Annotated in this window: 13 protein-coding genes; 7 read left to right on the top strand and 6 right to left on the bottom strand. The window is 69.6% G+C overall.

What is annotated here, in order from left to right; genetic code table 11:
* Positions 1-171 precede the first annotated feature (171 nt).
* From PG878_RS05985 to PG878_RS06005, 5 genes are all read right to left on the bottom strand, one after another.
* Positions 172-2,604: a membrane-bound PQQ-dependent dehydrogenase, glucose/quinate/shikimate family gene (locus PG878_RS05985; protein ID WP_209029850.1), complete on the bottom strand. Its 2,433-nt coding sequence runs from the start codon at positions 2,602-2,604 to the stop codon at positions 172-174.
* A 351-nt stretch (positions 2,605-2,955) separates the two neighbouring features.
* Entirely contained in the window at positions 2,956-4,326 is a 1,371-nt protein-coding gene (gene otsA / locus PG878_RS05990) for an alpha,alpha-trehalose-phosphate synthase (UDP-forming) (RefSeq protein WP_209029543.1), read from the bottom strand.
* The gene (locus PG878_RS05995) at positions 4,323-6,104 is read right to left on the bottom strand and encodes a glycoside hydrolase family 15 protein (protein WP_209029544.1); all 1,782 of its coding nucleotides are present in this window, start codon (positions 6,102-6,104) and stop codon (positions 4,323-4,325) included. Before PG878_RS05995 ends, otsA begins: the two co-directional genes overlap by 4 nt.
* Positions 6,105-6,180: 76 nt before the next feature.
* Positions 6,181-6,933, bottom strand: a complete 753-nt coding sequence (otsB, locus tag PG878_RS06000; protein WP_209029545.1) for a trehalose-phosphatase — start codon at positions 6,931-6,933, stop codon at positions 6,181-6,183.
* Positions 6,934-7,273: 340 nt separating this feature from the next.
* Positions 7,274-9,712 carry a TonB-dependent receptor plug domain-containing protein gene (locus PG878_RS06005; RefSeq protein ID WP_209029546.1) on the bottom strand — a complete coding sequence of 813 codons (2,439 nt, stop codon included), beginning with the start codon at positions 9,710-9,712 and terminating at the stop codon, positions 7,274-7,276.
* Between the two features lie 242 nt (positions 9,713-9,954).
* On the opposite strand from PG878_RS06005, the gene PG878_RS06010 reads away from it, so the two are divergent.
* From PG878_RS06010 to PG878_RS06025, 4 genes are all read left to right on the top strand, one after another.
* Positions 9,955-10,434, top strand: coding sequence for a DUF3574 domain-containing protein (locus PG878_RS06010; RefSeq protein WP_209029547.1), 480 nt, complete (start codon positions 9,955-9,957; stop codon positions 10,432-10,434).
* Between the two features lie 76 nt (positions 10,435-10,510).
* Positions 10,511-10,981, top strand: a complete 471-nt coding sequence (locus tag PG878_RS06015) for a GNAT family N-acetyltransferase (RefSeq protein ID WP_311186025.1) — start codon at positions 10,511-10,513, stop codon at positions 10,979-10,981.
* A gap of 106 nt (positions 10,982-11,087) precedes the next feature.
* Positions 11,088-12,686, top strand: coding sequence for a hypothetical protein (locus tag PG878_RS06020; RefSeq protein WP_209029549.1), 1,599 nt, complete (start codon positions 11,088-11,090; stop codon positions 12,684-12,686).
* A 123-nt stretch (positions 12,687-12,809) separates the two neighbouring features.
* Entirely contained in the window at positions 12,810-13,643 is an 834-nt protein-coding gene (locus tag PG878_RS06025) for a DUF3014 domain-containing protein (protein WP_209029550.1), read from the top strand.
* A gap of 286 nt (positions 13,644-13,929) precedes the next feature.
* Here the strand turns inward: PG878_RS06025 and PG878_RS06030 are convergent, their stop codons facing one another.
* The gene (locus PG878_RS06030) at positions 13,930-14,634 is read right to left on the bottom strand and encodes a glutathione S-transferase (RefSeq protein ID WP_209029551.1); all 705 of its coding nucleotides are present in this window, start codon (positions 14,632-14,634) and stop codon (positions 13,930-13,932) included.
* Between the two features lie 201 nt (positions 14,635-14,835).
* Between PG878_RS06030 and clpB the strand changes: the two genes are divergently transcribed.
* The 3 genes from clpB (at position 14,836) to PG878_RS06045 (ending at position 19,497) form a co-directional block, all read left to right on the top strand.
* Positions 14,836-17,421 carry an ATP-dependent chaperone ClpB gene (gene clpB, locus PG878_RS06035; RefSeq protein ID WP_209029552.1) on the top strand — a complete coding sequence of 862 codons (2,586 nt, stop codon included), beginning with the start codon at positions 14,836-14,838 and terminating at the stop codon, positions 17,419-17,421.
* On the top strand, positions 17,421-18,080 hold the full coding sequence (locus PG878_RS06040) for an HAD-IA family hydrolase (protein WP_209029553.1): 660 nt from the start codon (positions 17,421-17,423) through the stop codon (positions 18,078-18,080). The genes clpB and PG878_RS06040 overlap by 1 nt, the downstream gene beginning before the upstream one ends.
* Positions 18,081-18,210: 130 nt before the next feature.
* The gene (locus PG878_RS06045) at positions 18,211-19,497 is read left to right on the top strand and encodes an O-acetylhomoserine aminocarboxypropyltransferase/cysteine synthase family protein (RefSeq protein ID WP_209029554.1); all 1,287 of its coding nucleotides are present in this window, start codon (positions 18,211-18,213) and stop codon (positions 19,495-19,497) included.
* The last annotated feature ends 5 nt before the right edge of the window (positions 19,498-19,502 follow it).

The following is a 19,502-nucleotide window of genomic DNA, read 5'->3' on the forward strand; positions in this document are numbered from 1 at the left end:
GAACGCCGGCGGCTGAGCGCCAAAGGCGTGATGGTGTGCTGCGGTGCGGCAGGCGATTGATCCAGGGCCGCGGGAGGGGCGCGGCTCGGGCGAGCCCGGGAACTCAGCATCGGGGCGGCCATACGCCACCGGCCGCATCTGCGCGGCCGGTGGCGGGGTGGGGCTGCCTACTTACTTCGCCTGCGTCGTCGCGTCGGGTAGCGTCCAGGCGATCACGCTGTCGCCGGCCTTGGTGTCCATGCGATCGTGGCCGCCGATGGCGGCGACGATGTACTGCTTGCCGCCGACGGTGTAGCTCAGCGGCGCGGCCTGCGGACCGGCCGGCACCCGCACTTCCCACAGCAGCTTGCCGGTCTGGGTGTCGTAGCCGCGCAGGAAGTTGTCCAGCGCTGCGCCGATGAAGGTCACGCCGCCGGCGGTGGCCAGCGAGCCGCTGTTGTTGGGCGTGCCCAGTTCGAACTTCATCTTCGACGGGATGCCCATCGGGCCCTGGTCGTAGCCGGTGCCCAGCGTACGCCGCCAGATCACCTGCTGGGTGCGCAGGTCCACGCCGGAGATGTAGCCCCACGGCGGCGCCACGCACGGGGTGTTCAGCGGCGACATCCACGGCTCCTTGCGCGCGCCGTAGGGCAGGCCTTCCTGGGCCATGTAGCCGGGCGTCCTGCTCTTGCCGTTGAACACCGACACCACGCCCAGCGCCTGCATGTCCTGCCGCGGGTACACGTGTTCGGTGTAGGGCAGGCGATTGCTGTTCATCACCATGATGCCGCGCTGCAGGTCCACCGACACGCCGCCCCAGTTGATGCCGCCGTGGTTGCCGGTGAAGGCGAGCGAGCCGCCCAGGCTGGGCGGGGTGAACATGCCTTCGTAGCGCAGCCGCTTGAACTGGATGCGGCACACCAACTGGTCGAACGGGGTGATACCCCAGGCGTCGGATTCGACCAGGGTCTCGTACTCGTGGCTGGGCGCGCCGACGGTGTTGGGCATGCCCGGCGATACCGGCTGGGTCTTGGCGGTCCAGTCGCCGTGGTCGGTGCCCTGCGGCACCGGCTTCTGCTCCACCGGCATGATCGGTGCGCCGGTTTCGCGGTCGAGCACGAACACCTGGCCGGACTTGGTGGCCTGGATCACCGCCGGGCGGGTGCCGCCGCCGGGCACCGGGAAATCCACCAGGTTCGGCTGCGGGCCGATGTCGTAGTCCCACAGGTCGTGATTGACCGTGCGGAAGTGCCAGCGTTCCTTGCCGGTGGCCGCGTCCAGCGCGACCAGCGAGGCGGTGTACTCCTCTTCCTGCGGCGTGCGCTGCTTGCCGAAGAAATCGCCGGAGGCGTTGCCGGTGGGCAGGTAGACCAGGCCCAACTGGTCGTCGGCGGCCATCAGCGACCACACGTTCGGGGTGGAGCGGGTGTAGGTCTGGCCGGCCGGCGGCGCCGCGTCGATCGCGGGGTTGCCGAGGTCCCAGGCCCAGCGCAGCTGCCCGCTGATCGCGTCGAAGGCGCGCACCACGCCGGACGGCGCGTCGCGTTCCTGGCCGTCGCGGATCTGGCCGGTGGGCTGGATCACCACGCCGCGCATCACCACCGGCGGCGAGGTCGGGCCGACGAAGCCGGGCTTGGTGTTGCCGGTGTCCTTGTTGAGGTCGACATAGCCGTGCGTGCCGAAGCTCTCGCACAGCTTGCCGGTGAGGGCGTCGAGCGCGCCCAGGCGGCCGTCGACCATCGGCCAGAAGATGCGCTTGGCGCATTCGGCGACCGGGGTGGTGGCCTCGAAATAGGACACCCCGCGGCAGGTAGTAGCGGCGACGCCGGCCATGGCCTTCGGATCGGTGTGCGGATCGAAGCGCCAGCGTTCCTTGCCGGTGGTGGCCTCCACCGCGATCACCTTCTGCGTGGGCGTGCAGATGTAGACCAGGTCGCCCACCTTCAGCGGGGTGTTCTGGAACGCGTAACCGAGCTTGGAGCCGGCCGGCTTGAGGTCGCCGGTGTGGAATTCCCAGGCGATCTTCAGGTCCTTGACGTTGTCCGGGGTGATCTGCGCGCCGGGGCTGTAGTGGTTGGACAGGTTGGAGCCGGCATAGGCGGTCCAGTTGCCGGCGTCGTGGTTGCCGGCGACGTTGCCATCGGGGCTGTCCACCGTGGCGCGGCTGAAGGCGGCCTGCGGGCGCTGTGCGGCCAGGCCGGGGTCGGCCAGTTCCACCGTGCGCGGGAACAGCAGCGGCACGAACACCAGTGCCGCACCGAGCACCGGCAGCACGCCGGCGACCAGCAGGTAGCCGATGCCGGAGACGGGCGCCAAGCGCCAGCGCGCCACCTTCCAGAACGGCAACAGCAGCAGGCCGAGCACCGAGATCATCGCCAGGCGCGGGATCAGCGCCCAGCCGTCCAGGCCGACCTCGGCCAGGGCCCAGGCGATGGTCGCGGCCAGGGTGACGCCGAACAGCCACAGGCCGGCGCGACGGCCGAGCGCGAGCAGCAGGCCGGACACGGCCAGCGCCACGCCGGCGAGCAGGTAGTACCAGGAGCCGCCGACGGCGACGAGTTGCCCGCCCATGATGGCGAGCGCGACGCCGATCGCGGCGATGAGGACGGCATAGCCGGCGAACAGCCAGCGGCCGGCATTCGGTGGGGAAGAAACGGTCATGAGCAAAACATCCGACGAGGATCCCTGGCGCGTGGCGCGAACGGCGGCGGTGCAGGCGGATCGTGGGGGGAGAGGCGAAGGCGGGGCCGCAAGTGCGGCGTGCATCGCGAAGCAGCGACCGCGCCGCGGTGGTCTCGCAAAGCAGAGGAACCGGTGCGGCGCGTGAGCCATTTTAGGCGACGCAGGTGGTCGGGCCGTGACGGAACACGGAACACTGCGTCATGCCGCGCCATGGCAGACGCGGCATGGCGTGCAAGGTCGGATCGCGCGGTGCACAGGCGATGCGCACCGCGTCGCGCGAAGCGCGCGCTGCCGCTAGCGCACGCTCTCCAGCGCCTGCAGATAGCGCTGGCGCCACGCATTGATGTCGTGCTTGCGCAGGTGATCCATCATCGCCTGCCAGCGTTCGATGCGCTTGGGCTTCGGCAGCGACGCACCGGTGGCGATGGCGTCGGCGACACCGTCCAGGTCGTGCGGATTGACCAGCAGCGCTTCCTTCAGTTCGTCGGCGGCGCCGGCCAGCAGCGACAGCACCAGCACGCCGGGATTCTCCGGGTCCTGCGCAGCCACGTACTCCTTGGCCACCAGGTTCATGCCGTCGCGCAGCGGCGTCACCAGGCCCACCTGCGCGGCGCGGTAGAAGCCGGTGAGCGTGGCATGGGTGAAGTTGCGGTTGACGTAGCGCAGCGGGGTCCAGTCCGGCTCGGCATGGCCGCCGTTGATGTGGCCGGCGATCTGCTCGAGCTGGTTGCGCAACTGCTTGTATTCGGTGACGTCGCCGCGCGAGACCGGGGCGATCTGCAGGTAGGTGAGGCTGCCGCGCTGGTCCGCGTGCCGTTCCAGGTAGCGTTCGAAGCCGAGGAAACGTTCCGGCAGGCCCTTGGAGTAGTCCAGCCTGTCCACGCCGATCGCCAGCTGGCGATCGCGCAGACTGTTGCGCAAATCGCGTACCGCCGGCTTGGTCACTGCCGCGCGCGCCTGCTGCGCGATCAGGTTGGTGTCGATGCCGATCGGGAACATCGCGGCGCGGAAGCGGCGGCCGCCTGGGGCTTCCAGTACGCCGTCCTTGATCACCTTGCCACCGCCGAACAGGCGCACGTAGGCCTGGAAGCGGTCGACGTCGCGGCGGGTCTGGAAGCCGATCAGGTCGTACGCGTAGAACCCGGAGAACAGCCGTGCGTGATCGGGCAGCGCCTGGATCAGGTCGGCCGAGGGGAACGGCACGTGCAGGAAGAAGCCGATGCGGCAGCCGATGCCGCGCTCGCGCAGCAGTGAGGCCAGCGGGATCAGGTGATAGTCGTGGATCCACACCGTGTCGTCCTCGCGCAGCATCGGCGCGAGCTTGTCGGCGAACATGGCGTTGACCCGGCGATAGCCCTCGCGCGTGGCGCGGTCGTAGTCGACCAGGTCCAGGCGGAAATGCAGCAGCGGCCACAACGTGCGGTTGGCGAAGCCGTTGTAGTACGCGTCCAGGTCGGCGCGATTGAGGTCCATGGTGACGAAGCGGATGTCGCCTTGGGTCTGTTCGTGCATGGCGCCGCTGTCGCCGCGCACGGTCTTGCCGCTCCAGCCGAACCACACGCCGCCGCGCTCCTTCAGCGCCGCCAGCAAGCCCACTGCGAGGCCGCCGGCGCGGTTCTCGCCGGGCAAGGCCACGCGGTTGGATACCACCACCAATCTGCTCATGATGCCTCCTGCCAACTGCGCGACAAGCGCATGGCGGCGATGATCAGGCCGACATGCGAATAGGTCTGCGGGAAATTGCCCCAGGCCTCGCCGTTGTCGAAGGCCAGATCCTCCGACAGCAGGCCCAGGTGATTGCGCCGGGCGAGGATGCGCTCGAACAGCTCGCGCGCCTCGTCCTTGCGGCCGATCGCGGCCAGAGCGTCGATGTACCAGAACGTGCAGATGGTGAAGCTGGTCTCCGGTTCGCCGAAATCGTCCGGCGCCACGTAGCGGTACAGCGCATCGCCATGCTTGAGGTCGCGACCGATCGCCTCGACGGTGGCGATGAAGCGCGGATCGTCCGGGGCGATGAAGCCGATGTCGGCCAGCAACAGCAGCGACGCATCCAGCCGGTGGCCGTTGAAGGTGTCGGTGAAATGCCCCAGTTCCGCGCTCCATGCCTCGCTGAGCACGAGCGCGTGGATGCGGTCGGCGCGCTCGCGCCAGTACAGCACGCGGTCTTCCAGGCCCAGTCGCGCGGCGATCTTGGCCAGGCGGTCGCAGGCGGCCCAGCACATCGCGCTGGTGTAGGTGTGCACCTCGGCGCGGCCGCGGAATTCCCACAGTCCGGCGTCGGGCACGTCGTGCAGTTCGAACGCGCGCTCGCCCAGCGGTTCCAGGCGCAGGAAGGTGTGGGTGTCGCCGGGATCCTTCAGGCGCAGGTCGAAGAACAACTGGGTGGAGGCCAGCACCACGCTGCCGTACACGTCGTGCTGCTTCTGGATCCAGGCCAGGTTGCCGCGCCGCACCGGGCCCATGCCGCGGTAGCCGGCCAGCGACTCGACCTCGTGTTCCTCCAGCGCCGCCTCGAAGCCGATGCCGTACAGCGGCTGCAGACTGCCGTCGGTGGTGGCGATGTTGAAGATGTAGCCCAGGAACTGCTCCATGGTGCGGGTGGCGCCGAGCCGGTTCAGCGCGCGCACCACGAAGGCGGCGTCGCGCAGCCAGCAGTAGCGGTAGTCCCAGTTGCGCGGGGTGTCCGGCGCCTCCGGGATGGAGGTGGTCATCGCCGCGATGATCGCGCCGCTGTCCTCGTACTGGCACAGCTTCAGGGTGATCGCGCTGCGGATCACCGCCTCCTGCCAGTCCAGCGGCACCGACAGATAGCGCACCCACTCGCGCCAGTATTCCTCGGTGCGTTCCTGCGCTTCCTGGATGTAGCCGGTGAGCGAACGGGTCAGCGATTCGTCCACGCCCAGCATCAGGTTGACCGGGTGGTTGAGCACGAACGGCAACTCGTCGCGGATGAAGCGCACCGGCACGTCGGTGGTCAGGCGCAGGGTGAAATCCGGCAGCAGCCAGCGCACGTGGTTGCTGCCCCAGGTGCTTTCCGGCTGGCGCGCGCCCCAGTCGGCCAGCGGCCTGGCCAGCACGCGGATGCGCGGGTTGCCGGCCAGCGGCCGCACCTGGCGGATGATGCTCACCGGGCGATAGAAGCGGCCGTGGTTGCGCCAGCGCGGCGCGAAGTCGATCACCTCCACCGCGCCGCCATGGGCATCGCGCAGCACGGTGCGCAGGATCGCGGTGTTGGCCAGATAGTGCTGGTCGCTGTCGACGAAGTCTTCCAGCTCGATGCTGAAATCGCCGCCGGGATGCGCGCGCGGGGAGAGCAGGGCGCAGAACGCCGGATCGCCGTCGAAGGCCGGCAGGCAGCTCCACACCACGCTGGCCCGTTTGTCGATCAGCGCGCCGAAGCTGCCGTTGCCGATGACGCCGAGATCGAGATTGGGGGAACTCATGGAGCGGACGGGTCCTTGTGCGGAAGCAGTGGGGGAAGCGGCCACGGGGCGCGGACGGAGGAGCGTTGCGGCGGCCTCATCCGGCGTTATCGCGCAGCCAGGCGTGTACGCCGCGTGGATCGGGCAGCGCATAGGTGGCGACGCTGTCGGCGCGGGTGCCGACCAGCACGCTCCAGCCGCCGGCCTGGTTGGCCGCGGCGAAGCCGAATTCGTCGGTGAGATCGTCGCCGACGAACACCGGGCGGCGCCCGCGGAACGGCGGCTGCTGCAGCAGCGTGGTCAGCGCCACGCCCTTGTCGCTGCCTTCGGGCACGAACTCGACCACGTGGTCGCCGGGCTGCAGGCGGTAGCCGGGCAGGTCGGCGAGCTGTTCGCGCGCGAACGCCAGCACCGCCTCGGCCGCGCTCGGCGCCGCGCGCCAGTGCAGGGCCATGCTGGCGCCCTTGTCTTCGACCAACACGCCCGGATGCGCCTGGCGCAGGTGCGCGGCGCGCGCATGCAGCGCATGGAGAAAGTCGGAGGTCTCGGCGGGCATCGCCGCCTGCGCGTCGGCGTCGCTGCGCAGTTCGTGGCCGTGCAAGCCGGCGGCGGGCAGCCGTAGCGGCGCGAACAACGCGTCGAGCTGCGTCAGCGGACGTCCGCTGACCAGCGCCACCGCGCCACCGAGGCGCTGGTGCAGGCGGCCGATCGCCTCACGCACCTCGGGCAGCAACTGCACCTGGTCGGGGCGTTCGGCAAAGGCGATGAGGGTGCCGTCCACGTCCAGGAACAATGCGCAGGCATCGTCCAGACGCGGCGGCGGCGGTCGGAGGGGGAGCGCGTCTGCCATTCCGACATGATGAACGGGATGGCGTTAGCGTCAGGTGGATTGGGGGCGGGGAATGGGGAATGGGGAATGGGGAATGGGGAAACGGGAATGGGGAAACGGGAATGGGGAAACGGGAATGGGGAAACGGGAATGGGAAGAGCAAAAGCGGGGCCTGCGCGCGGCTGTCGCTTTTCCCATTTCCGATTCCCGTCTCCCCATTCCCAACACCTTCGTCAGAAGGTGTTTGGGGCCGGGAAATGGGAATGAGGAACGGGAATGGGAGGAGCAAAGGCGGGCCTGCGCGCGCGGCTGTCGCTTTTCCCCATTCCCGATTCCCGTCTCCCCATTCCCCACACCTTCGTCAGAAGGTGTACCTCACTCGCCCATAGTAGTAAGCGCCATTGCTGCCGATCGGCGAGAGCACGTCGTAGGGCAGGTTGCCGAAGTAGGCGATGTCGGGCTTGGAGCGGTCGGCGTAGGCGTCGGTGAGGTTCTGGCCGCCCACCGCCAGGCTCCACTGCGGAGTGAGGTGGTATTCGACCTCGGCGTCGAGTTGCCACTTGGCGCGGTAGGTCTGCTCCGGGGCGAAGCCGCCGCCGAAGTCGAACACGCGGGTGGCGCTGCCGTAGCGGGTGACACGGGTCTGCAACGACCAGCGCGCGTCGCTCCAGTTCGCCGCCAGTTGCGCGCGGGTGCGCGGGGTCGCCTCGGTCAGGGTGTTGCGCTCTTCCACGCCGAACAGCACGTAGTCCGGATTCAGCGCCAGCAGCTGCGCCGGCGTGGCCACCACGTTCTCCAGCTCGGTCTTGGCGTAGCTCCAGGTGCCGGTCAACTGCAGTTGGCCCTGGCCCAGCGCCTGCCGCCAGTTGCTGACCAGCTCCGCGCCGCGGGTGCGGGTGTCGGCGGCGTTGACGAAGAAGCTGGCGCTCTGCAGGCCGGTGATGCCGAAGCGCTGCGCGACGAAGTCGGTCAGGGCGTCGCCGTCGATGCTTTCCGACAGCGCGATGCGCTTGTCGATGTCGATCTGGAACAGATCCAGCGACAGGTCGAAGTGGCTGCCGACGCGGCTGGTGAAGCCCAGGCTGTAGTTGCGCGACTTTTCGGGCTGCAGCGAACGGGCGCCCAGCGCCTGCGCGATCGGGTTGTCGACCGAGAGCAGGCGGCCCTGCAGCAGCTGGCCGTTGGCGTTGTAGCCGGTGGAGCTGGCCTCGTAGCCGATCTGGCTCAGCGACGGCGCGCGGAAGTTGTTAGAGATCGCGCCGCGCAGGGCGAACGCCGGGACGAACTCGTAGCGCGCGGCCAGCTTGCCGGTCAGTTCGCCGCCGAAGTCCTGGTAATGCTCGTAGCGCGCGGCCAGGTCGGTGGAGAGCTTGTCGCCGAACTGGCTGGACATGCTGGCGTAGACGCTGGCGACGTTGCGCGACAGGTCGGCCGCATCCTGCGGGGTCAGGCCGCCGCCGGCCTGGGCGCCGGTGGGACGGTCGGTGTAGGGACCGGCGGCGTAGCTGGCCGGGTCGCCCGGACGGGTGCGGTAGTGCTCGCGGCGCAGTTCCACGCCGGTGCCCACGGTGTGGGTGGCGCCGGCGGCGTCGAAGCTGCGGCTCAGGTCGAGGTTGGCCACACCTTGCGCGAAGGCGTAGTCGCCGGTCTTGAAGCGGGTCGGGCTGCCCGGACCCAGCGAGGCGTTGAGCGAGTGCTTGAGCCGGTAGGTGAAGTCGTTGCGGCCGTAGTCGAGGCTGGCGTCGTAGGCCCATTCGCCCCACTGCCCGCGCGCGCCGAGCACGGCCTGCAGGTCGCGGTTCTCGCCCAGCGACACCGGGCGGTAGCCCTGCGGATACACCTGCGTCCAGTTGGCGGCGCCGTCGGGATAACGGAAGTAGTTGTCGCCCTGGGTGTCGCGCTGGTTGTAGGTGCCGAAGGCATAGACCTCGCTGCCCTGGCCGAACGGCAGCTTGCCGTTGATCCAGGCGTTGAGATCCTTGCTGGCGCCATCGCCCAGTGCGTAGTTGCGCTTGCCGGCCAGCGCCAGGTTGGCCGGGGTCTGCTCCTCGAACGGCGGAATCTGGTCGAAGCCGGCGCGGTTGGTGGCCTCGTGGTTCTTCAGTTCCAGGCCGACCTTGAAGAAGCCGCCGTCCTCGCCCAGGCGCGTGCCGACCTTGCCGCTGGCATAGCCGGTCTGGCCGTCGGTGAGGGTGCGGTGGATCGGCTTGACGTCGGTGTGGTTGGCGCCATAGCTGGCCTCCAGCGCGCCGCTGTCCGGGTCGTCGTCGAGGATCACATTGATCACCCCGGCCACCGCGTCGGAACCGTACTGCGCGCCGGCACCGTCGCGCAGCACTTCGATGCGCTTGATCGCGCTGATCGGGATGGCATTGAAGTCCACCGGCGTGGTGCCCTTGCCGATCTTGCTGTCGGTGTTGACCAGCGCCGAGGTGTGGCGGCGCTTGCCGTTGACCAGCACCAGCACCTGGTCGGGCGAGAGTCCGCGCAACTGTGCGGCGCGCACGTGGTCGGCGCCGCCGGAGTTGGACTGGCGCGGGAAGTTGAAGGAGGGCAGCAGCGCCTGCAGCGCGCTGCCCAGTTCGCCGTTGACCACGCCGGCCTTGCGGATGTCCTCGGCACTGAGCACGTCCACCGGCGCGGTGGACTCGAGCACGGTGCGGCCGCTGGCGCGGGTGCCGGTGACGATCACCGTGTCCAGATTGGTCGTGGTGGCCGGGGCGGCGTCCTGGGCGAAGGCGGGGGCCGCCAGGGCCAGGGCGATGGCCAGGCTCAACGGCCTGACGAACGGGGACGACATGGGGGCTCTCTCCTGAAACGATGACCATCAAGACCGGCCGCGCCGGCCATGGCGGCGACTGGGGTCGGCAAAGGTTGCTGCATCCATCCGGATGAAGCGATATATTAGCCCGACGTTAAGGCGATGTGCGAGCCGCGTGTTCGGTGCGTCGGGCATGAGCTCATGCCCGGCGGTTATCCGACCCGGTCCGCGCCTGGCCTACGATCGTGTGTTGCCTGCCTCTTCCGACCGAGACCTTGCCGATGCTGCTGCGTGCCCCGTTGATCGCCGTCCTCCTGGCCCTGAGCGCCTGCGCCAGCGTCGCCCCGTCCTCGCCCACCGCACCGAGCAAGGTCAGCGCGACCATGCAGGGCGATGCGGCGCGGCCGGCGCAGGCCAGCGGCTGGGTGCGCAGCGAGCTGTACTTCGGCGTGGGCGAGGAGAGCGGCCCGGCCGACCGCCCGCAGGCCGAGCCGATCAGCGAGGCGCGCTGGCGCGCGTTCCTGGACAAGGAGGTCACCCCGCGCTTCCCCGACGGGCTGACCGTGTTCGACGCCTACGGCCAGTGGCTGTTCCGCGGCGCCAAGGAGCCGAACCGGCTCAACACCAAGGTGCTGGTGATCCTGCACGAGGACACCCCGCAGCGTCGCGCCGACATCGAGGCGATCCGGTTGGCGTGGAAGCAGGCCACCGGGCACCAGTCGGTGCTGTGGGCGCGGCAGGCGGTGGACGTGTCGTTTTGACTGCCGGGATTCGGGAGTGGGGATGGCCAGCCGTTCGGCTGTGGAAAGCGCGGATTCGCAAAGGCGGAGCGCTGCGGTGACGGTGGGGGTGTTCGTGATCCGGCCGGGGGAGTTGGACGATCCGGCCGTGCGCGCGTTGCTGGAGTACCACCTGCAGCAGATGCACGCGCAATCGCCGCCGGGCAGCGTGTATGCGCTGGATCTGTCCGGTCTGCGGCGCGCCGACGTGCGCCTGTGGAGCGTGTGGCGCGACGATGCGCTGGCCGCGGTCGGTGCGCTGCGCGTGCTGGACGCCGGCGGCGGCGAACTGAAGTCGATGCGCACGCATCCGGCATTCCTGCGCCAGGGCGCGGCCGCGGCCCTGCTCGACCATCTGATCGCGGTCGCCCGCGCCGAAGGCCTGCCGCGCCTGAGCCTGGAAACCGGCATTGGCGAGGCGTTCGAGCCGGCGCTCGCGTTGTACCGCCGGCGAGGCTTCCGTAACGGGCCGGCGTTCGGCGGCTACGTGCCGAGTGCGTTCAACCAGTTCCTGCATCTGCCGCTGTAGCCGCCGCGGCGCGCCGTCGCCGGAAAACGGCATCCTGCGCGTGCAGCGTTCTGGCGGCACCGCTTGCCCTTACCATCCCTCGACCCCCAACGCCGCCACTGCCCGCATGTCCACTCCTTCTCCTGTCTCGCCGCATCCGCGTTGGTTCGTCGCCGGCGACCTCAACGGCTTCTTCGGCCTGGTGGTCGACAACCTGTCGATCCTCGGTTTCATCACCCTGGCGCTGGTCGGCCTGTTCCAGTTTCCCGCCGAGGTCATCTACACCCGGATGATTCCCGGCACCGCGTTCGGTGTGCTGGTCGGCAACTTGCTCTACACCTGGATGGCGCGGCGGCTGGCCGCGCGCAGCGGCCGCAGCGACGTCACCGCGATGCCGCTGGGCCTGGATGCGCCGACCAGCATCGGCATGGCCCTGCTGGTGCTCGGCCCGGCGTTCGTGCGCTACAAGCAGCAGGGCCTGGACCCGCAGGCCGCGGCGCTGGCCACCTGGCATCTGGGCATGGCGTCGCTGGTGGTGATGGGCGCGCTGAAGACGGTGTTGTCGTTCTTCGGCGATGCGGTCACCCGCGCCTTGCCGCGCGCCGCGCTGCTCGGCTCCATCGCCGGCATCGCGATCGTGCTGATGGGCTTTCTGCCGCTGCTGGAGACGCTGCGCACGCCGCTGGTCGGGCTGGTGGTGCTGGGCCTGCTGCTGTACGTGCTGATCGCCAAGGGCCGGCTGCCGTGGCGCCTGCCCGGGGTGCCGGTGGCGCTGGCGCTGGGCACCGGCCTGTACTACTGGGCCAATGCGGCCGGTTTCGGCATTCCCGGCCACCAGGCGCCGCAGTGGATCGCACCGCAGCTGGTGCTGCCGTGGCCGAGCCTGGGCTTCGTCGCCGGCCTGGCCGACACGGTGCCGCTGCTGCCGCTGCTGCTGCCGTTCGGCCTGCTGATGGTGGTGGGCGGCATCAACGTCAGCGAAAGCGCGCGCGCCGCCGGCGACGACTACCGCACCCGCGACATCCTGCTGGTCGAGGCCGGCGCGACCCTGATCGCCGGCGTCTGCGGCGGCGTCGCCCAGACCACGCCCTACATCGGCCAGCCGGCCTACAAGCACATGGGCGCGCGCAGCGGCTACACCCTGCTCACCGGGCTGTTCATCGGCCTGGGCGGCATGCTCGGGCTGGTCGCCGGCCTGGTGCAGTGGCTGCCGATGGCGGTGCTGGCGCCCATCATCGTCTACGTCGCCATCGACATCACCACCCAGGCGTTCCAGGCCACGCCCAAGCGCCACGCCGGGGCGATGGTGCTGGGCTTCCTGCCGTCGGTGGCCTACCTGCTGGCGATCAAGGCGCCGGGCTGGATCGCCCCGGAGCAACTGGCCAAACTCACCACCACCCTCGACGGCCACGGCCTGCCGGAACTGGCGGTGATCCTGACCCTGGGCAACGGCTTCATCATCACCGCGATGCTGTGGATCGCCGCGGTGGCGGCGATGGTGGACGGGCGCCTGCGTCGCGCCGCGGCGTTCCTGCTGGTGGCGGCCGGGCTGACCCTGTTCGGGCTGATCCATTCGGTGGACCCGCGCGGCGGGCTGTACCTGCCGTGGACGCTGAGCGGCGTGCCCAAGCTGATCGCCTGGCAGTTCGTCGGCGGCTACGTGGTGCTGGCCGCCTTGCTCGGCCTGCTGTCGTTGCAGAAGCCGCGCGCGGTGCTGGTGGAGTGAGCGGCGCGGCGATGCGCCCACCTTGGCGATAGAGCGTCGAGGCTGAACGCCGGCCGTCGCGCGCTGGAACCGGTGCGCATCGCGGCGGTCACACCTCCATTGTCCGATGGAGATGTGCCTCCCATGCAGCCGCGTCATTCGTTCTGGCCGTGGATCCTGGTCGCCGTGCTGGTGGCCGCCGCCGCGGCATGGTTGTTCCGCGACAACATCGCCGCGTTGTGGCCGGCCGCCGCGCCGGCGCCGGCCGCAGTCGCGCCGGCGCCCGCCGCGGCTCCGCCTGTGGCGCCGACCGCGCCGGCGGCAGTGGCAACGCCTCCGCCGATCCAGCACCCGATCGATGCCGCGGCCGCCGCCGATGCGGCGATTCCGGCGCTGGCCGCCAGCGACGACGCGGCCTGGTCGGCACTGAGCGCGCTGGCCGGCGGCGACGCACCGCTGGCGCTGCTGCTGCGCGATCACCTGATCCAGCGCCTGGTGACCATGGTCGACAACCTGACCCAGCGCCGCGTCAGCTCGCGTGCGCTGGCGCTCAAGCAGGTGCCCGGCGACCTGCAGGTGAGCGCCGATGCCAGCGGTGCCAGCGTCATCGCCGATGCCAATGCGCAGCGTTATGCGCCCTACGTGGAGGCGTTCACCCGCGCCGATCCGGGCACGGCGGTGGCGGCCTACCGGCGCTTCTATCCGCTGTTCCAGCAAGCCTACGTGGAGCTGGGCTATCCGCAGGGCTACTTCAACGATCGGCTGGTGCAGGTGATCGACCACCTGCTGCAGACCCCCACGCCGAGCGCGCCGCTCGCTGTGGAGATGGATCCGGTGCGCGGCAAGTACCGCTTCGTGGATCCGGCGCTGGAGTCGCTGTCGATCGGCCAGAAGGCGCTGCTGCGCATGGGCCCGACCCAGGCCGCGGCGGTCAAGGCGCAATTGCGTGCGGTGCGCGAGGCGTTGACGCGGACCTGAGCACGGGCGTGCCATGAAAGGCGCGTGCCGCGTAGTACGGCCGCGTCTGCGGAGTTTTGTTTTTGTAGGAGCGGCTTCAGCCGCGATGGGCATGACCGGTAACGCCTGTCGCGGCTGAAGCCGCTCCTACGAAAGGGTGCGCACCCACGCCTGAAGCGCCCTTGTGGGAGGGACTTCAGTCCCGACGCGCTACACCATCCCTGTCATGGCCAAGCGGGAGATCACCACGGCATGACGGCTGTTTTTCAACGGACGCGGCAGGCCGCTGCCGGACGCGCAGCCCCACTCAACCATCCAGCTCCGGGTAATGCCGGAAGATGCCGTTCTGGTTGAACGGCAGGCGCCGCGGCGAGGCCAGGTAGGCCGCGATGCCCGGGCGCTCGCAGACGCGTTGCTGCAGGGCGCGCAGCCGCGGCAGCTTCGGCGACAGTTTCTTCATCGCCTGCGGAAACGCATAGTCCAGCCCGCTCATCAACTGGAACAGCGACAGGTCCACATAGGAGTGTTCGCGCAGCACGTGGCGGCCGCCGCCCTGGTCCAATACCTGTTCGAAATAGCCAAGGAACTTCGGCAACCGCTGCTTGCGCAGGTCTTCGGCGCGCCGCAGCGCTTCCGCCTTCTGGTCCTCGTAGTACAGCCCACTGGCGATGGGATGGTGGCTGTCGTGGACCTCGGCGACCAGATCGGCGATGGTCAACTGCAATTGCAGCGCCTGCAGCCGCCGCGAGTCGCTGTCCGGCACCAGGCCCAGCGGCGGGCCGAGGTAGTGCAGGATGTTGGCGACCTGGGCGATCACCAGCCGGCCGGCCTTGAGGAACGGCGGTGCGAACGGCCGCGCCCCGGCATGGGCGCCGTCGAGGAAGGGCTGCATCGCCGCGTCGCCCTGCTCGCGGGCCACGTCGCGGTAGCCGGCGCCGGCATCCTCCAGCGCCAGCCGCACGAACTCGCCGCGGCCCTGGATGCCGGTCCAGTAGTACAGCTCGTAGTGCATGGCAGGTCCTGCGCGTGGGGACGGAAGTGCCGAGGGTAGCGGCGATTCCGGTAGCGGCGTGTGACCGCCAAGCGACGCAGCACACGGCGACCACCGGCTGCGCCGTATACAGGCAGCGCGGCCGGCCTTGAAACAGGGGCGGGCAGCCGCATTTTGCTGGCATGCCGGCACGGCCGGCCCTTTCTTTCAGAGGACTTCCCGATGCGGATGGACAAGCTCACCTCGCGCTTCCAGCAGGCCCTGGCCGACGCGCAGTCGCTGGCCGTGGGCCGCGACCACACCATCATCGAGCCGGTGCACGTGTTCGTGGCGCTGCTCGACCAGGCCGGCGGCAGCACCCGGCCGTTGCTGGCGCAGGCCGGCGTCAACGTGCCGGTGCTGCGCGAACGCCTGGGCGAGGCGCTGGACAAGCTGCCCAAGGTCAGCGGCCAGCCCGGCAACCTGTCGATGGGCAACGACCTCAGCCGCCTGCTCAACCAGACCGACAAGCTGGCGCAGCAGCACAACGACCAGTTCATCGCCAGCGAGTGGTTCGTGCTGGCCGCCGCCGACGATGCGGGTGCGCTGGGCCTGGCGCTGCGCGCGGCCGGCGCCGACAAGAAGAAGCTCGAGGCCGCCATCGACAAGCTGCGCGGCGGCGAGACCGTGCAGTCGGAGAACGCCGAGGAACAACGCCAGGCGCTGGAGAAGTACACCATCGACCTCACCGCGCGCGCCGAGAGCGGCAAGCTCGACCCGGTGATCGGCCGCGACGAGGAGATCCGCCGCACCGTGCAGGTGCTGCAGCGGCGCACCAAGAACAACCCGGTGCTGATCGGCGAGCCCGGCGTCGGCAAGACTGCGATCGTCGAAGGCCTGGCCCAGCGCATCGTCAATGGCGAAGTGCCGGAAGGCCTGCGCGGCAAGCGCGTGCTGTCGCTGGACATGGGCGCGCTGATCGCCGGCGCCAAGTTCCGCGGCGAGTTCGAGGAGCGGCTCAAGGGCGTGCTCAACGACCTGTCCAAGAACGAAGGCCAGATCATCCTGTTCATCGACGAACTGCACACCATGGTCGGTGCCGGCAAGGCCGATGGCGCCATGGACGCGGGCAACATGCTCAAGCCGGCGCTGGCGCGCGGCGAACTGCACTGCATCGGTGCCACCACCCTGGACGAGTACCGCAAGTACATCGAGAAGGACGCGGCGCTGGAGCGGCGCTTCCAGAAGGTGTTCGTCGGCGAACCGACGGTGGAGGACACCATCGCCATCCTGCGCGGGCTCAAGGAGCGCTACGCGGTGCACCACGGCGTGGAGATCACCGACCCGGCGATCGTCGCCGCGGCCACGCTGTCCAACCGCTACATCACCGACCGCCAGTTGCCGGACAAGGCCATCGACCTGATGGACGAGGCCGCCAGCCGCATCCGCATGGAGATCGACTCCAAGCCGGAGGAACTGGATCGCCTGGAGCGGCGCCTGATCCAGCTCAAGATCCAGCGCGAGATGCTGAAGAAGGAGAAGGACGAGGCCTCGCGGCAGCGCCTGGCCGATCTGGAAAGCGACATCGACAAGCTCGAGCGCGAGTTCTCCGATCTGGACGAGGTGTGGAAGTCGGAGAAGGCGGCGCTGCAGGGCGCGACCAAGATCAAGGAGCAGATCGAGCAGGCGCGCGTGGAACTGGAAGCGGCGCAGCGGCGCCAGGACTACGCCAAGATGAGCGAGATCCAGTATGGCCTGCTGCCGAACCTGGAGAAGCAGCTGGCCGCGGCCAACGAGGCCGAGCAGCACGACTTCAAATTGGTGCAGGACCGCGTCACCGCCGAGGAGATCGCCGAGGTGGTGTCGCGCTGGACCGGCATCCCGGTCAACAAGATGCTCGAGGGCGAGCGCGACAAGCTGCTGCGCATGGAGGACGAGCTGCATCAGCGCGTGGTCGGCCAGGAAGAGGCGATCAAGGTGGTGTCCGATGCGGTGCGCCGCTCGCGCGCCGGCCTGTCCGATCCGAACCGGCCGAGCGGCTCGTTCCTGTTCCTGGGCCCCACCGGCGTCGGCAAGACCGAGTTGTGCAAGGCGCTGGCCGAGTTCCTGTTCGACAGCAGCGACGCGATGATCCGCATCGACATGAGCGAGTTCATGGAGAAGCATTCGGTGGCGCGGCTGATCGGTGCGCCTCCGGGCTACGTGGGCTACGAAGAAGGCGGCTACCTCACCGAGGCGGTGCGGCGCCGGCCGTATTCGCTGATCCTGCTCGACGAGGTCGAGAAGGCGCACAGCGACGTGTTCAACATCCTGCTGCAGGTGCTCGACGACGGCCGCCTCACCGACGGCCAGGGCCGCACCGTGGACTTCCGCAACACCGTCATCGTGATGACCTCCAACCTGGGCTCGCACCAGATCCAGGAACTGAGCGGCGACGGCAGCGCCGAGGCCTACACGCAGATGAAGGCGGCGGTGATGGGCGTGGTGCAGGCGCACTTCCGCCCGGAGTTCATCAACCGCCTGGACGACATCGTGGTGTTCCATCCGCTGGACAAGGCGCAGATCAAGTCGATCGCGCGCATCCAGTTGCACGGCCTGGAGAAGCGCCTGGCCGAGCGCGGGTTGAAGATCGAACTGGGCGAGCGCGCGCTGGAACTGCTCGGCAACGTCGGCTTCGATCCGGTGTACGGGGCGCGGCCGCTCAAGCGCGCGATCCAGGCGCAACTGGAGAACCCGCTGGCGCAGCAGATCCTGTCCGGCCAGTTCGTCAGCGGCGACACCATCAAGGTCGAGGCCGAGGGCGGCAAGCTGGTGTTCGAGAAGGCCTGATGGCTCCTGTCGGGCAGGCGCCGCAGGCGCGCACCGCCGCGCCTGCGGCGCGCGCGCTGCTGATCGACATGGACGGCGTGCTGCGGCTGTGGCCCGTCGACGACGCGGAACTGGAACGCACGCACGGCGTGCCCGCGGGCAGTCTGCGCGCGGTGGCGTTCGCGCCGGCGCTGCTGGAGCCGGCGATTCGCGGTGCGACGCGCGATGCGCAATGGCGGGCCGAGGTGACCGCGCGCATCGCCGCGCTGGCACCCGAGGCGGACGCCAGCGCGTTGGTCGCGGCATGGTCCGCGCCGACGGCGGCGCGGCTCAACCAGCCGGTGCTGGCGCTGCTGCGGCAGGTGCGCCAGCGCATGCCGGTGGTGCTGCTGAGCAACGCCACCTCGCGCCTGTCGCACGACCTGCAGGCGCTCGGCATCGCCGATGCGTTCGATGCGGTGGTGAATTCGAGCGAAGTCGGCGCGATCAAGCCGGAGCCGGCGATCTTCCTGCATGCGCTGACGCAGCTGGGGATGGCCGCGGACGAGGTGTTGTTCGTGGACGACACGGCGGTCCATGTCGAGGCCGCGCGTGCCCTGGGCCTGCGCGCCGAGCGCTACGTGGACGCCGAGGCATTGCGCGCCTGGCTGCTCGCTCAGGGTGCGCTCGGCGAGGGCTAAGACCCGCATGCGGCCACGGTATCGGTCGCGGCGCTGACAACTCCGCGGCATGGCCTCATAACCGCAGGTTTGCATGTGCCGTCGCGCGCGGCGCTATCGTCTGCGCTCCCTCGTTGCCGAGACGCGCGCCATGTCCGACCCGAACTGGAAGCTGGAAACCATCGCCGTGCAAGGCGGCTATCGTCCCGACCCGACCACCCGCGCGGTGGCGGTGCCGATCTACCAGACCGTGGCCTACGCCTTCGACGACACCCAGCACGGTGCCGACCTGTTCGACCTGAAGGTGCAGGGCAACATCTACAGCCGCATCATGAACCCCACCACCGACGTGCTGGAGCAGCGCGTCGCCGCGCTGGAAGGCGGCATCGGCGCGCTGGCGGTGGCCTCCGGGCAGGCCGCGGTGACCTACGCCATCCAGACCATCGCCGAGGCCGGCGACAACATCGTCTCCTCCAGCGCGCTGTACGGCGGCACCTACAACCTGTTCGCGCATACGCTGCCGCTGTCCGGCATCCAGACCCGCTTCGCCGACTACCGCGATCCCGGCGCGTTCGCCGGGCTGATCGACGAGCGCACCAAGGCGGTCTTCGTCGAGTCGATCGGCAATCCGCGCGGCAATGTCACCGATCTGGAAGCGGTGGCCGCCATCGCCCACGCGCACGGCGTGCCGCTGATCGTCGACAACACCGTGCCCACGCCGTACCTGCTGCGGCCGTTCGACTTCGGCGCCGACATCGTGGTGCATTCGTTGACCAAGTACCTGGGCGGCCACGGCACCAGCCTGGGCGGGGCGATCGTCGATTCCGGGCGCTTCCCGTGGGCGGCGCACGCGCAGCGCTTCCGCCGCCTCAACGAGCCGGACGTGAGCTATCACGGTGTGGTCTACACCGAGGCGCTGGGCGAGGCCGCCTACATCGGCCGCGCGCGGGTGGTGCCGCTGCGCAACACCGGCGCGGCGCTGTCGCCGTTCAATGCCTTCCAGATTTTGCAGGGCATCGAGACGCTGCCGCTGCGCATGGACCGGATCAACCAGAACGCGCTGGCGCTGGCGCAGCACCTGCAGGGCGAAGCCAAGGTGGAATGGGTGAACTATGCCGGCCTGCCGGACCATCCCGAACACGCCCTGGCGCAGAAGTACCTGCGCGGCCACGGCTCCGGCGTGCTGACCTTCGGCCTGCGCGGCGGCCGCGCCGCCGGCGCGCGCTTCCTCGACGCGCTGCAGTTGTTCACCCGCCTGGTCAACATCGGCGACGCCAAGTCGCTGGCCACGCATCCGGCGTCCACCACGCATCGCCAGCTCTCGCCCGAGGAGTTGCAGCGCAGCGGGGTCAGCGAGGACACGGTGCGCCTGTCGGTCGGCATCGAACACATCGACGACCTGCTCGCCGATCTGCGGCAGGCGGTGGCGCAGGCCTGAGCGGT

The sequence above is a fragment of the Xanthomonas hawaiiensis genome, from assembly GCF_031834635.1.
Lineage (GTDB): Bacteria > Pseudomonadota > Gammaproteobacteria > Xanthomonadales > Xanthomonadaceae > Xanthomonas_A > Xanthomonas_A sacchari.